Origin of the sequence: Streptomyces sp. NPDC048002 (assembly GCF_040653275.1) — a bacterium.
Classification (GTDB): domain Bacteria; phylum Actinomycetota; class Actinomycetes; order Streptomycetales; family Streptomycetaceae; genus Streptomyces.
On sequence record NZ_JBEZNL010000024.1, the window covers coordinates 13920 to 27319 of the forward strand.

The following is a 13400-nucleotide window of genomic DNA, read 5'->3' on the forward strand; positions in this document are numbered from 1 at the left end:
CGCGTACGAACCTCCCCTTTCGAACCGGCCTCTCCCGACCCGTTGACCCTCAGCCGCCCCTTCCCTAGGGTCTGGTCGACCATTCGTACGGCGTTCGACATATCGACCCGTCGATGCGCCTACGCCTACGACGTCGACTCGTGGAGGAGCACCCATGGCACCGCCCCTCTCCAGACGATCCCTTCTTCAGGCCGGCGCGCTCACCGCGGCCGCCACCGCCGCCCACCTCCCCACCGCGGCCGCCGCCCCTGGGGTGCCCGCCGCCCCGGCCGCGCTGCCCGCACCCGCCGCCTGGACCGTGCGGCCCTTCGGGCTCGACGAGGTGGCCCTCGGGCCGGGCGTCTTCGCCGACAAGCGCGAGCTGATGCTGGACCACGCCCGCGGCTACGACGTGAACCGGCTGCTCCAGGTCTTCCGAGCCAACGCGGGTCTGCCCACCGGGGACGCCGTCGCCCCCGGCGGCTGGGAGGGGCTGGACGGCGAGGCCAACGGCAATCTGCGCGGCCACTACACCGGTCACTTCATGACCATGCTCGCCCAGTCCTGGGCGAGCACCGGCGAGCAGGTCTTCACCGACCGGCTCCGCCACATGACCGACGCGCTGACCGAGGTGCGCGAGGCCCTGCGCCGGGACCCGGTGGTCCGCGCCACCGCCGGCCGCTTCGGCACCGCCGCCGAGCAGCCGCGCGGCTCCTACCAGTACGTCGACCTGCCCGCCGGCGTCCTCGGCGGAGCGACGGCGGTGACCGTCTCCGCCTGGGTGAGGCCCGCCCACGCCGGGAACTGGGCCCGGATCCTCGACTGCGGCGACAACACCACGCGCTATCTGTACCTGGCCGCCCGCAACGCCGACGGCGTCCCCCGGTTCGCGATCACCACCGGCGGCCCCGGCGCCGAGCAGGGGCTCAACGGCACCGCCGCGCTGCCGCTGGACCGCTGGAGCCACCTGGCCGTGACGATCGCGGACGGCACCGGCGTGCTCTACGTCGACGGCGTCGAGGTCGCCCGCAACACCGCGATGACCCTCACCCCGGCCGCGCTCGGCACTCCCGTGAACAACTGGCTGGGCCGCTCGAACTTTCCCGCCGACCCCGTCTTCGCGGGCGCCTTCGACGCGTTCGACCTGTGGTCCCGGGCCCTGTCCGCCACCGAGATCGCCGCGTTGCGGGACAACCGCGCCGCCGACAGCCCCGCCGGACGCGGCGACCTGGTGTCGTACTCCTTCGACGAGACGGGCGGCACCGCCTTCGCCGACGAGTCGGGGCGGGGGCTGACGGCCACCCTGCGGCGCACCTGGGGAGCCCCGAGCCATCCGGGGTTCCTCGCCGCGTATCCGGAGACCCAGTTCATCGAGCTGGAGTCGATGACCGGTTCGGACTACACCCGGGTGTGGGCGCCCTACTACACCGCGCACAAGATTCTGCGCGGGCTGCTGGACGCCCACCTCGCCACCGGCGACACGCGGGCGCTCGACCTCGCCTCCGGGATGGGCGACTGGATGCACTCACGGCTCTCGAAGCTGCCCGGAGCCACGCTGCAACGCATGTGGGGGATCTTCTCCAGCGGCGAGTTCGGCGGCATCGTGGAGGCGATCGTCGACCTGCACACCCTCACCGGGAAGGCCGAACATCTCGCGCTGGCCCGCCTGTTCGACCTGGACCGGCTCATCGACGCCTGCGCGGCGAACACCGACGTCCTCGACGGACTCCACGCCAACCAGCACATCCCGATCTTCACCGGGTACGTCCGGCTGTACGACGCGACGGGCGAGGAGCGCTATCTCACCGCGGCGCGGAACTTCTGGGACATGGTCGTCCCGCACCGCATGTACGGCATCGGCGGCACCAGCACCGGCGAGTTCTGGCGGGCGCGGGACGCCGTGGCGGGCACGATCGGCGCGACCACAGCCGAGACCTGCTGCGCGTACAACCTGCTGAAGCTGAGCCGGACGCTGTTCTTCCACGAGCAGGCGCCGAAGTACATGGACTACTACGAGCGGGCGCTGCACAACCAGGTGCTCGGCTCCAAGCAGGACCGGGCCGACGCGGAGAAGCCGCTCGTGACCTACTTCATCGGGCTCACCCCCGGCCATGTGCGGGACTACACCCCCAAGCAGGGCACCACCTGCTGCGAGGGCACCGGCATGGAGAGCGCCACGAAGTACCAGGACTCGGTGTACTTCCGGACGGCCGACGACCGCGCCCTCTACGTCAACCTGTTCAGCCCCTCCACCCTGACCTGGGCGGAGAAGGGCCTCACGGTCACCCAGACCACCCGGTACCCGGCGGAACAGGGCACCACGCTGACCTTCGCGGGTTCCGGCGCCGCCTTCGAGCTGCGGCTGCGGGTGCCGGCCTGGGCGACGGCGGGGTTCCGGGTGACGGTCAACGGCGCCGCCGTGGCGGGCACCGCCACGCCCGGCGGCTACTTCACGGTGGCCCGCACCTGGCGCGGCGGCGACGTGGTCCGGATCTCCGTGCCCTTCCGGCTTCGGGTGGAGCGGGCCCTCGACGACCCGACCCTCCAGACGCTCTTCCTCGGCCCGGTGAACCTGGTCGCCCGCGATCCCTCGACCGACCTCCTGCGCCTGGCGCTCTACGGCAACGCGGGGCTCTCCGGTGATCTGCTGCCGTCCCTCACCCCGATGGCGGGCAACCCGCTGCACTTCACCCTCGGCTCCACCGTGTTCGCGCCGTTCGCGGAGGGCACGGAGGATCCGACGCACGCCTACTTCCGGCGTGCGGAACCCCGGGTGGTCTTCGGTAACTCCGACTCCGGGATCGCCAATCCGGCGCGGTCCGACGGCACCACGCTGCTGGACGAGATCTGGGCCGGGGCGCCGTTCGCCGGCAAGAACGCGCTGGTCGCCCGGGTGCGGTCCACCGTCGACGCCTGGGTGGGGGCCGGCCTGCTCGGCGCGGCCGACGGGCGGACAGTGGTGAGCACGGCGCAGCGGGCCACGTACGCCCGCTGACCCCTCACCCGCACGGGCTCCGGCGCAGGGCCGGGGCCCTCAGGACTTCCGGCGCGGCTTGCCCCGGCGGCCCGGCGCCGCCTTCTTCGCCGGGGCGGGCTTGCGGCGCTGGGAGGCGGCCTCGGGACGCTTGCGCCGGGGCTGTTCCGGGGCCTGTGCCTGGGGGGCCGTGCGGCCCCGGGTGCTGTTGACGGTCCGGCCGCGCACGACGCCGATGAAGTCCTCGACCAGGTCCGTCGTCGCCTCCTCCGGCCAGGACAGGGCGATGCCCGACTGGGGCGCGTCCACCAGGGTGCGGTAGGTGAGGTCCTTGCGGTGGTGGAGCCGGGCCAGCGACTGGGGCACGACGAGCAGGCCGACGTTGGCGGCGACCAGTTCGACGGCGTCCGCGGTGGTGGCGGGGCGCTCGAAGCCGGGCTGCCCCGGCGGCCGGTCCCAGCCGATCACGTCGTCCAGCGGATGGAAGAGCACCTCGTCGGCGAGGTCCTCGGCGGTCACCTCCTCCACCGCGGCCACGGCGTGGTCCTTGGGTACCACGACCACGGTGGTCTCGGTGTAGAGGGGGATCGCGCTGAAGAACGTCCGGTCGACGGGCAGCCGGACGAACCCGGCGTCGGCGCCCCCTTCCCGCAGCAGCCCGGGGGCCTCGGCCGCGGTGACGGAGAGGAGTTCCAGTGGCGTGTCCGGGTAGCGCTCGTTCCAGATCCGCACCCATTTCGCGGGTGTCACTCCCGGAACGTAGGCGAGCCGGAAGGTCTGGGGTGCTTGCGAGCCTGTCACCGGGCCAGGTTACCGGCCGTGGTCGGCGGGGGTTCGGCCAGTGGATACCCTGGAGCCATGACGTCGCACCAAAACTCCCAGACGATGAAGCCGGCCACCGCCGCCAAGAAGCTGGGTGTGTACCTCGAAGCCACCCCCGCGGAGTTCCGGGAGGGTGTCGTCTCGCGTGCCGAGCTGAACGCGCTCCAGGCGGACCCGCCCCAGTGGCTGAGCGAGCTGCGGCGCACCGGCCCGCACCCCCGTCCGGTGGTCGCGGCGAAGCTTGGCGTGTCCATCGCGGGGCTCGCTCGGGGCGCCGTGACCGAGCCGCTCACCACCGAGCAGATCGAGGCGCTGAAGCAGGAGCAGCCCGAGTGGCTGACGAAGGAGCGCGCCACGCAGGCCGAGGTCCGCAAGGAGTCGGCCCGTATCAAGCAGAAGCACGCCGAGCAGGCGGCCAAGCAGGACTCCTGACCCGCCCCGGCGGACGCGGCGGGGACGCGGGAAGCGCCCCCGAAACCCGAATACGTACAGGCGTACGACCCTGGGATCATCCTGGGCATGTCGCGCAGCCTGGAATCGCTGGTCGTCCGCCACACCCGCCGTGTCCCCTCCCCCGTCGGCACCACCGGCGAAGGGGCCGTCGCCGCACGCCAGTTGGACGCGGCACTGATGGCGGTCGGCTTCAAGCTCTCCGCCGGACTGCTGGAGCGTCTCTCGGGGCTGTCGCGGGAGACGGTCGTGGACACGGCCGTGCGCACGCCGGCGACGGTCCGTGAATCGGTCGGCGACCACGTCCGGCACAACGCCTACTTCGTCGACTTCCCGGCCGACGTCCCCGACACGGAGTACTTCTGGCGGGACTGCGTCCTGCGGGCGCTCGCCGACGAGTCCGTATGCCCCGGCCTCCTCGCCCTTGACGAAGGCTCCGGCCGCCCCGCCTGAACGCGGGGCGGCCGGAGCCTTTTCCGTGGCCGCGATCAGCTGTCGTAGTCCACCGTCAGCGTCTCGGAGACCGGGTACGACTGGCAGGTGAGGACGTAGCCCGCCTCCACCTCGGACTTCTCCAGGGCGAAGTTGCGGCGCATCTCGGCCTTGCCGTCGGTCACCAGTGCGCGGCAGGTGCCGCAGACGCCGCCCTTGCAGGCGAACGGCAGGTCGGGGCGGGAGAGTTGGGCGCCGTCGAGGACGGTCCGTTCCCTCGGGAGGGCGGCGGTGGTGGTGCGGCCGTCGAGGACGACGGTGACCTGGCTGACGGGGCCGGTGGGCCCGGTCTCCGTGTGCCGGACCTCGCGCACCGGTTCGTCGTCGGCGTAGAACAGCTCCTGGTGGACGCGGTCGGCGGGGACGCCGAGCCCGTCGAGGACGCGCTGGGCGTCGCGGACCATGCCGTGCGGGCCGCACAGCCACCAGTGGTCGGCGGTCCGCACGTCGACCAGGCCGTCGACGAGCGCCGCGAGCCGTTCGGCGTCGAGGCGCCCGGAGAGCACCTCGGCCTCCCGGGGTTCGCGGGAGAGGACGTGGGCGAGCTGGAAGCGGCTCGGGTAGAGGTCCTTGAGGTCGGCGAGTTCGTCGGCGAACATCACCGTGCCGGTGCGGCGGTTGCCGTAGAAGAGGGTGACCGTGGAGCGGGAGTCGGCGGCCAGGACGGACTCGGCGATGGACAGCATGGGCGTGATGCCGGAGCCCGCGGCGATCAGCACGTGATGGGCGGGGGTGGTCAGGTCGGGCGTGAAGGTGCCGGTGGGGGCCATCACCTCGACGGTGTCCCCGGGGCGCACCTCGTTGACCAGCCAGGCGGAGAACAGGCCGCCGGGCACCACCCGCACACCGATGCGGGGGGCCGAACCGACGGGTGTGCAGATCGAGTACGAGCGGCGCTCGTCGCGGCCGTCGATCTCGCGCCGCAGGGTCAGGGACTGACCGGGCGCGAAGGCGAACTCCTCGGCCAGCTCGGGCGGGATCTCGAAGCCGACGGCCGCGGCGTCCTCGCAGAGCGGCCGCACCGCGGCGACCCGCAGCTCGTGGAAGACCGGACGGCGGCGCGGGCGCGGCTTCACGGCCTCGGCGGGGGCGGTCGGGGCCATCTAGATCTCCTTGACGTACTCGAAGGGCTCACGGCAGGCGCGGCAGCGCCAGAGCGCCTTGCAGGAGGTGGCGGCGAACCGGGAGGTCTCCTCGGTCTCGGCCGAGCCGCAGCGCGGGCAGGCCACCGTGCGGCGGGTGGGCGACAGGGTGAGCGGCACCGGGCCGCGGGGCGCGGCGGCGGGCGGGGCGATGCCGTGCTCGGTGAGCCTGCGCCGGCCCTCCGGGGTGATCCAGTCGCTGGTCCACGGCGGGTTCAGCACCGTGCGGATCTCCACGCGCTTGTATCCGGCGTCCCTCAGCCGGGCGGCGACGTCGGCGCGCATCTCCGCCATGGCGGGGCAGCCGGAGTAGGTCGGGGTGAGTTCGGCGACGACCGTGCCGTCCTCGGCGAGGGTCACCGCGCGCAGCACCCCCAGATCGGCGAGGGTCAGCATGGGCAGCTCGGGGTCCGGCACCTGCTCGGCGACGCGCCGGGCGTGCTCCGCGTCGAGCGCGAGGGTCACCATGTCGCCCCCGGAAGGGCGCGGGCCACGCTCTGCAACTCGGTGAGCAGCGGGGCGAGATGCTCGGTGTGCTCGCCGTCGCGGCCGGAGCCGGGGCACGGCCGGTACACCGGCATCGGCAGTCCGGCCTCCTCGGTGACCTGGCGCAGCACCTCCACGACCTCGGTCCGGACGTCGCAGGCGGTGAACAGCTCACCCAGGTAGGGCGCGGCCTGCTCGACGGCCCTGCGCATCCGGCGGTGCGACTCCTCGGTGCCGTCGCCCAGGCGCACCGCCCACTCGGCCGCGTACTGCCGGTGGTAGGTCAGTTCCTTCACGCCCTTGGCGGCGACGGCGGAGAGCACCGGGTCGGGGTGGGCGGCCAGCCGCTCGAACTGGGCGAGGCGCCAGCTGGACAGCACCAGCAGCCGGACCACGGTGAACGCGAAGTCCCCGTTGGGCAGTTCGGCCAGGCGTACGTTGCGGAAGTCGGCGGGGTCGCGGAGGTAGGCGTAGGCGTCCTCGTCACGGCCGGTGCCGTCCACCTGGCCGGCCCGGGAGTACAGCAGCCGGGCTTGGCCGAGCAGGTCGAGGCCGATGTTGGCGAGCGCGACCTCCTCCTCCAGCTCGGGTGCGCGGGTGATCCACTCGGCGAGGCGCTGGGCGCCGATCAGCGCGTCGTCGGCGAGCGCGACGCAGGTCGCGGCGAGTTCGGTGGCGTCCACGCCGTCGGGGACGGTGGTGTCGACGCCGTGCAGGGGGTCCTCGAAGCCGGTGCCGTAGGCCCAGCGGGTGTCGTCCTCGTGGCCCTCGGCGAGGGTCATGTAGACGTGGTCCTCACTCATCCCCGGCTCCTAAATGTGCGGGACATCGTCGGGGATGTCGTAGAACGTCGGGTGGCGGTAGACCTTGTCGGCGCTGGGGGCGAAGAAGGGGTCCTTCTCGTCGCGGGTCGAGGCGGCGATGTGCTCCGAGCGCACCACCCAGATCGACACGCCCTCGTTGCGCCGGGTGTAGAGGTCGCGGGCGTGGGTCAGGGCCATCGCGTCGTCGGCCGCGTGCAGCGATCCGACGTGGACGTGGTTCAGTCCGCGCTTGCCGCGCACGAACACCTCGTACAGCGGCCAGGTCCGGGGGTCGCTCATGCCGTCGGTTCCTTCCGGGCCCGCTTGGCCGCGTGGGCGGTGGCCGCCTCGCGCACCCAGGCGCCGTCCTCGTGGGCGCTTCTGCGCCGTTGTGTCCGCTGGGCGTTGCAGGGGCCGCCGCCCTTGATGACCCGCATCAGCTCGTCCCAGTCGGGGGTGCCGAAGTCGTGCGCGCCGCGCTCGGCGTTCCACCTCAGGTCCGGGTCGGGCAGGGTGACGCCGAGCTTCTCCGCCTGCGGGACGGTCATGTCGACGAAGCGCTGCCGCAGTTCGTCGTTGCTGTGCCGCTTGATCTTCCAGGCCATCGACTGCGCCGAATTGGGCGAGGCGTCGTCGGGCGGGCCGAACATCATCAGGGACGGCCACCACCAGCGGTTCACGGCGTCCTGCACCATCTCCCGCTGGGCGTCGGTGCCGCGCATCATCGTCATCAGCAGCTCGTAGCCCTGCCGCTGGTGGAACGACTCCTCCTTGCAGATCCGCACCATGGCGCGCGCGTACGGGCCGTAGGAGCTGCGGCAGAGCGGGACCTGGTTGCAGATCGCGGCGCCGTCGACGAACCAGCCGATCACGCCGACGTCGGCGAAGCTCAGCGTCGGGTAGTTGAAGATCGACGAGTACTTCTGGCGGCCCTCGATCAGCCGGTCGGTGAGGTCCGCGCGGTCCGCGCCGAGGGTCTCGGCGGCCGAGTACAGGTAGAGCCCGTGTCCGGCCTCGTCCTGGACCTTGGCGAAGAGGATGGCCTTACGGCGCAGGGACGGCGCACGGGTGATCCACTCGCCCTCGGGCTGCATGCCGATGATCTCCGAGTGGGCATGCTGCGCGATCTGCCGGACCAGCGTCTTCCGGTACGCCTCGGGCATCCAGTCGCGCGGCTCGATGCGGTGGTCGCGCGCGATCGTCGCGTCGAAGTGCTCCTGGAGCGCGTCCGGGGGCGAGTCCTCGGCGAGGTGTGTCGTGGTCATCAGCACCAGCTTCCCAACCGACCATTCGTTCGGTATCAGTGTGACGCGTTTTCCCGTCCCCGGCAAGACCCGTACGCCGTTCAACGGCGCTTCCCCGGTGAACCCCGGAACCACCCTTGACAGGCCGCGGGCCGGGCTGGTTGTTTGGCGGTGCGGAACGCAGACCGAATGGTCGGTTGGGCAGTGAGGCGGTGGAGACGGTGACACAGACCTCCGACACGGCATCGCCCGCACGGGCGATGTTCGCCGCGGACGAGGCGTCCCGGGGGCTCGGGATCGAACTGCTGGAGCACGGCGAGGGCACGGCCGTGCTCCGCATGACCGTGACCGGCGCGATGGTGAACGGCCACGGCATCGCCCACGGCGGCTACGTCTTCCTGCTCGCCGACACCGCCTTCGCCTGCGCGTGCAACAGCCACGGCCCGGTGACGGTCGCGGCGGGCGCCGACATCACCTTCGTCGCCGCGGCGCACGAGGGCGACGTACTCGTGGCCCGCGCGGACGAGCGGACCCGGTACGGCCGCAGTGGTATCTACGACGTGAGCGTCCGGCGCGGCGACGAGGTCGTCGCGGAGTTCCGCGGACGCAGCCGCAGCATCGACCGGACCCCCACCCGGGCGCCGAAGGAGTCGCGATGAGCAAGCCGGGCGAACCCCTCCCCCACGACCTGCGGGACGACGCCGAACGACTGAGCCGGGAGGAGCTCGCGGAGCTCCAGCTCGAACGGCTGCGGTCGACCCTGCGGCACGCCTACGACCATGTGGAGCTGTACCGCCGGAAGTTCGACGCGGCCGGGGTCGCCCCCGAGGACTGCCGCTCGCTCGCGGACCTCGCCCGGTTCCCCTTCACCACCAAGGCCGACCTCCGGGACACCTACCCCTTCGGCATGTTCGCCGTGCCCATGTCCGAGGTGCGGCGGGTGCACGCCTCCAGCGGCACCACGGGACGCCCCACGGTCGTCGGCTACACCGAGAACGACATCTCGACCTGGTCGGACGTGGTGGCCCGCTCGATCCGGGCGGCCGGCGGCCGCCCCGGCCACAAGGTCCACATCTCCTACGGCTACGGCCTGTTCACCGGCGGACTCGGCGCCCACTACGGCGCCGAGCGGGCGGGCTGCACGGTGATCCCCGCCTCGGGCGGTATGACGGCCCGGCAGGTGCAGATCATCCAGGACTTCCGGCCCGAGATCATCATGGTCACCCCGTCCTACATGCTCACCCTGCTCGACGAGTTCGAGAAGCAGGGCGTCGACCCGCGCGCGTCCTCCCTGCAGGTCGGCATCTTCGGCGCCGAGCCGTGGACCGAGGAGATGCGCCGGGAGATCGAGGAGCGCGCCGGGATCCACGCCGTGGACATATACGGGCTCTCCGAGGTGATCGGCCCCGGTGTGGCGCAGGAGTGCGTGGAGACCAAGGACGGGCTCCACATCTGGGAGGACCACTTCTACCCGGAGGTCGTCGACCCGGTCACCGACGAGGTCATGGCCGAGGGCGAGGAGGGCGAGATCGTGTTCACCTCGCTCACCAAGGAGGCCCTGCCGATCATCCGGTACCGCACCCGGGACCTGACCCGGCTGCTGCCGGGCACCGCCCGCCCCGCCTTCCGCCGGATGCGGAAGGTCACCGGTCGCTGCGACGACATGCTGATCCTGCGCGGGGTGAACGTCTTCCCCACGCAGATCGAGGAGATCGTGCTGCGCACCCCGGCCGTGGCCCCGCACTTCCAGATCCGGCTCACCCGGCGCGGCCGCATGGACCACATGACCGTACGGGTGGAGGCGCGCCCCGACGCGGATTCCGAGCAGCGGCGGGCGGCCGCGCGGCTCATCGCGCAGGGCGTGAAGGACGGCGTGGGCGTCAGCGTCGAGGTGGACGTCGTCGAACCGGAGACCCTGGAACGCTCGGTGGGCAAGATCAAGCGGGTCAAGGACCTGCGGGAGGCGTAGGCGTAGGCGCGGGAGGCGTAGGCGACGGGCCGGTTCCGCCGCGGGGTCGGCCCTGACCCCGGGTCGGCCCTCGACGCGGGTCAGCCTTTGATGCGGGTCAGCTCTCGATACGCCCGAGGTGGGCCACGTTCGCCCGGTCCTCGGCGTCCTGTCCGGCCTTCGCGGCGAACCAGGCGTCGAGGATCTCCGTCAGCAGCGGACCGGAGGTCAGCCGGAGGCTGAGGGCGAGCACGTTGGCGTCGTTCCAGCGACGGGCGCCGTCCGCCGTGTAGCCGTCCGCGCAGAGCGCCGCCCGGACTCCGCGCACCTTGTTGGCGGCGATGGAGGCTCCGGTGCCGGTCCAGCAGCAGACCACCGCCTGGTCGGCCGTTCCGTCGGCGACCTCGCGGGCGGCGGCCTCGGAGCAGACCGCCCACCGGGGGTCGTCGCCCTCGCGCAGCGCCCCGTGGGGGACGACCTCGTGACCTCGTCGCTCCAGCTCCGCGAGGAGCAGGCGGGCGACGGGTTCGTCCATGTCGGAGGAGACGGAGATCCGCATGGCCCGGAGCCTACTCGCCGCCTGTTCGCCGCACGTTCGACGCCGCCCCGAATCGGGACGTAGAGTACCCCTCGGGGTATTTCCGGAGGGGTGATCGTGGAACTGGACCTGGCGGGTGCCGAGCTCAAGTCCGTACTGAACCGGCTGCGCCGGGCGCAGGGGCAGATCTCGGGGGTGATCCGGATGATCGAGGAGGGCCGGGACTGCGAGGAGGTCGTGACGCAGCTCGCCGCCGCGTCGCGCGCCCTCGACCGGGCCGGGTTCGCGATCATCGCGACGGGTCTGCAGCGCTGCGTGGCCGACATGGAGTCGGGCCGCAGCACGGGCGAGGACGCCGAGCAGATGCGCGCCCGCCTGGAGAAGCTCTTCCTGTCGCTGGCCTGACGGCTCGGCCCGCCCGCCTGGCTCCGGTCACGCGTGGGCCCCTGGGCTCCGGTGAGGCGTGAGCGGTCGCGTCGGGCTCCGGTCGGGCGTGGGGGGCGCGTCGGGCACCGGGCTCCGGTCACTCGTCGGCGGTCGCGTCGGGCACCGGGCTCCGGTGACGCGTGGGCTACACCCCGGGCACCCGGCTCCAGTCACTCGTCGGCGGTCGCGTCGGCCCGTTCCGCGCACCAGCGCCGGGCCGCTTCGGCGACCTCGTCCAGCGCGCCGGGCTCCTCGAACAGGTGGGTGGCCCCCGGGACGACGTACAGCTCGCAGGGCACCCGCAGGCGCCGGGCCGCCTCCTCGTTCAGCCGCAGCACCTCCCGGTCCCGTCCGCCCACGATCAGCAGCACGGGCGCGCGTACGTCCTCCAGGGCGTCCTCGGCCAGGTCGGGCCGCCCGCCCCGGGAGACCACCGTCAGTACGCGCGCGGGCCGCTCGGCGGCGGCCACCAGGGCCGCGCCCGCCCGCCCCGGTGCTGGCGCCGAACAGGGCGACGGGCAGCTCCCGGGTGTCCTCCCGGCCGGTGAGCCAGTCGATCGCCGCGACCAGCCGCGTGCCGAGCAGCGGGATGTCGAACCGGTGCTCGCTGGTCAGCGCGTCCCGCCGCTCCTCCCGCTCGGTGAGCAGGTCCATCAGCAGGGTGCCGAGCGCGGCGGTGCGCAGCACGGCGGCCACCCGGCGGTTGCGGGGGCTGTGCCGGGAGCTGCCGCTGCCGTGCGCGAAGAGCACCACGGCCCGCGCGGCCTCCGGTACGGACAGGTCGCCCGCCAGTGCGGTGTCCGGGCCCGCGGGCACCACGACCGGTTCGGAGATCATCGTCATCGCCCGCCTCCACGATCGGCCGGTCCCCTTCCGGGTTTCTCCGATCCCGCGGCCCAATCGGCCTATCGTGGAGAGGTGGACGGCTCTGTCGTGACGCTGTTCCTGTGCGGCGACGTGATGCTCGGGCGTGGCGTCGACCAGATCCTCGCGCACCCCGGTGACCCGGTCCTGCGCGAGCCGTACGTGACGGACGCCCGGGACTACGTGCGCCTCGCGGAGTCGGTGCACGGCCCCGTTCCGGCCCCGGTGCGGCCGTCCTGGCCGTGGGGCGAGGCGCTGGGCGTGCTCCGGGCGACCGAGCCGGACGTGCGGATCGTGAACCTGGAGACGTCGGTCACCGTCGGCGGCACCTTCGCGCCCGGCAAGGACATCCACTACCGGATGCATCCGGCCAACCTTCCCGCCCTGGAGGTGGCCCGGCCCGACGTGTGCGTCCTGGCCAACAACCACGTCCTGGACTTCGGCCGCTCCGGTCTGACGCAGACCTTGGGCTCGCTCACGCGCGCGGGGCTGCGGACGGCGGGCGCGGGACGGGACGCGGACGAGGCGTACGCGCCGGCCGTGGTCCCCCTGGACGGCGGCCGCCGGGTGCTGGTCTTCGCCCTGGGCATGCGGTCCAGCGGCGTCCCCCCGTCCTGGGCCGCGACCGGTGGCGACCCCGGCGTGGCCTACCTGCCCGCGCCGACTCCCGCCGCCGCCCGCGCCGTGCTGGAGCGGATCCGCCGTCACCGGCTGCCCGGCGACCTCGTGGTCGTGTCGGTGCACTGGGGCTCCAACTGGGGGTACGGCGTGCCCGGGAACCAAGTCGCCTTCGCGCACGCTCTGGTGGACGGTGGCGTCGCCCTGGTGCACGGTCACTCCTCGCACCATCCGCGCCCGGTGGAGGTGTACCGCGGACGCCTGGTCCTGTACGGCTGCGGCGACTTCGTCGACGACTACGAGGGCATCCCGGGGTTCCAGCGGTACCGGGACGACCTGCGGCTGATGTTCCTCGCCTCGCTGACGGCGGACGACGGCCGGCTGGCGGGGCTGCGCATGGTGCCGCTCGCAGCCCGGCGGATGCGTCTGGAGGGGGCCCGGGAGGCGGACCGGGAGTGGCTGCGGGCGACCGTCGAGCGGATCAGCGACGGGGTGCGCGCGGTCCCGGCCGACGACGGTTCACTGACCCTGCGCTGAGGAGTTCACCGAGCGGTGGGTGAGCGGTTACCGCCCAGTTCAGCGGCCTGGCGGGGGCGTTGTCAGTGGGCTGGCCT

At 72.9% G+C, this 13400-nt stretch carries 13 protein-coding genes and 2 pseudogenes; 7 read left to right on the top strand and 8 right to left on the bottom strand.

What is annotated here, in order from left to right; genetic code table 11:
* Positions 1 to 154: 154 nt before the first annotated feature.
* The gene (locus AB0E07_RS25980; protein ID WP_362256787.1) at positions 155 to 2974 is read left to right on the top strand and encodes a beta-L-arabinofuranosidase domain-containing protein; all 2820 of its coding nucleotides are present in this window, start codon (positions 155 to 157) and stop codon (positions 2972 to 2974) included.
* 39 nt (positions 2975 to 3013) lie between these two features.
* Here the strand turns inward: AB0E07_RS25980 and AB0E07_RS25985 are convergent, their stop codons facing one another.
* On the bottom strand, positions 3014 to 3754 hold the full coding sequence (locus AB0E07_RS25985) for a LysR family substrate-binding domain-containing protein (protein ID WP_362256790.1): 741 nt from the start codon (positions 3752 to 3754) through the stop codon (positions 3014 to 3016).
* Positions 3755 to 3811: 57 nt separating this feature from the next.
* Here AB0E07_RS25985 and AB0E07_RS25990 point away from each other — a divergent pair, with 57 nt between their 5' ends.
* Positions 3812 to 4207, top strand: coding sequence for a DUF5997 family protein (locus AB0E07_RS25990; protein WP_362256793.1), 396 nt, complete (start codon positions 3812 to 3814; stop codon positions 4205 to 4207).
* An 87-nt stretch (positions 4208 to 4294) separates the two neighbouring features.
* Positions 4295 to 4627, top strand: a pseudogene (locus AB0E07_RS25995) (hypothetical protein); the annotation flags it as partial.
* Positions 4628 to 4713: 86 nt separating this feature from the next.
* Here AB0E07_RS25995 and paaE read toward each other — a convergent pair.
* The 5 genes from paaE to paaA are packed head-to-tail and all read right to left on the bottom strand — an operon-like array spanning position 4714 to position 8413.
* Positions 4714 to 5820, bottom strand: a complete 1107-nt coding sequence (gene paaE / locus AB0E07_RS26000) for a 1,2-phenylacetyl-CoA epoxidase subunit PaaE (RefSeq protein ID WP_362256796.1) — start codon at positions 5818 to 5820, stop codon at positions 4714 to 4716.
* Complete coding sequence (gene paaD / locus AB0E07_RS26005) at positions 5821 to 6327, bottom strand: 1,2-phenylacetyl-CoA epoxidase subunit PaaD (RefSeq protein WP_362256799.1); 507 nt, start codon at positions 6325 to 6327, stop codon at positions 5821 to 5823.
* Complete coding sequence (gene paaC / locus AB0E07_RS26010) at positions 6321 to 7148, bottom strand: 1,2-phenylacetyl-CoA epoxidase subunit PaaC (protein ID WP_362256802.1); 828 nt, start codon at positions 7146 to 7148, stop codon at positions 6321 to 6323. The genes paaD and paaC overlap by 7 nt, the downstream gene beginning before the upstream one ends.
* A gap of 9 nt (positions 7149 to 7157) precedes the next feature.
* Positions 7158 to 7448 carry a 1,2-phenylacetyl-CoA epoxidase subunit PaaB gene (gene paaB / locus AB0E07_RS26015; RefSeq protein ID WP_362256805.1) on the bottom strand — a complete coding sequence of 97 codons (291 nt, stop codon included), beginning with the start codon at positions 7446 to 7448 and terminating at the stop codon, positions 7158 to 7160.
* Positions 7445 to 8413 carry a 1,2-phenylacetyl-CoA epoxidase subunit PaaA gene (gene paaA / locus AB0E07_RS26020; RefSeq protein ID WP_362256808.1) on the bottom strand — a complete coding sequence of 323 codons (969 nt, stop codon included), beginning with the start codon at positions 8411 to 8413 and terminating at the stop codon, positions 7445 to 7447. The genes paaB and paaA overlap by 4 nt, the downstream gene beginning before the upstream one ends.
* Before the next feature lie 200 nt (positions 8414 to 8613).
* Between paaA and paaI the strand changes: the two genes are divergently transcribed.
* Entirely contained in the window at positions 8614 to 9051 is a 438-nt protein-coding gene (gene paaI / locus AB0E07_RS26025) for a hydroxyphenylacetyl-CoA thioesterase PaaI (RefSeq protein ID WP_362256811.1), read from the top strand.
* Positions 9048 to 10361, top strand: a complete 1314-nt coding sequence (paaK, locus tag AB0E07_RS26030; RefSeq protein WP_362256814.1) for a phenylacetate--CoA ligase PaaK — start codon at positions 9048 to 9050, stop codon at positions 10359 to 10361. The genes paaI and paaK overlap by 4 nt, the downstream gene beginning before the upstream one ends.
* Before the next feature lie 97 nt (positions 10362 to 10458).
* Here the strand turns inward: paaK and AB0E07_RS26035 are convergent, their stop codons facing one another.
* Positions 10459 to 10899: an RpiB/LacA/LacB family sugar-phosphate isomerase gene (locus tag AB0E07_RS26035; protein WP_362256817.1), complete on the bottom strand. Its 441-nt coding sequence runs from the start codon at positions 10897 to 10899 to the stop codon at positions 10459 to 10461.
* A 96-nt stretch (positions 10900 to 10995) separates the two neighbouring features.
* Between AB0E07_RS26035 and AB0E07_RS26040 the strand changes: the two genes are divergently transcribed.
* Positions 10996 to 11283, top strand: a complete 288-nt coding sequence (locus AB0E07_RS26040) for a metal-sensitive transcriptional regulator (RefSeq protein WP_362256820.1) — start codon at positions 10996 to 10998, stop codon at positions 11281 to 11283.
* 191 nt (positions 11284 to 11474) lie between these two features.
* Here AB0E07_RS26040 and AB0E07_RS26045 read toward each other — a convergent pair.
* Positions 11475 to 12141, bottom strand: a pseudogene (locus AB0E07_RS26045) (alpha/beta family hydrolase).
* Between the two features lie 81 nt (positions 12142 to 12222).
* Between AB0E07_RS26045 and AB0E07_RS26050 the strand changes: the two are divergent.
* Complete coding sequence (locus AB0E07_RS26050) at positions 12223 to 13323, top strand: CapA family protein (protein WP_362256824.1); 1101 nt, start codon at positions 12223 to 12225, stop codon at positions 13321 to 13323.
* The last annotated feature ends 77 nt before the right edge of the window (positions 13324 to 13400 follow it).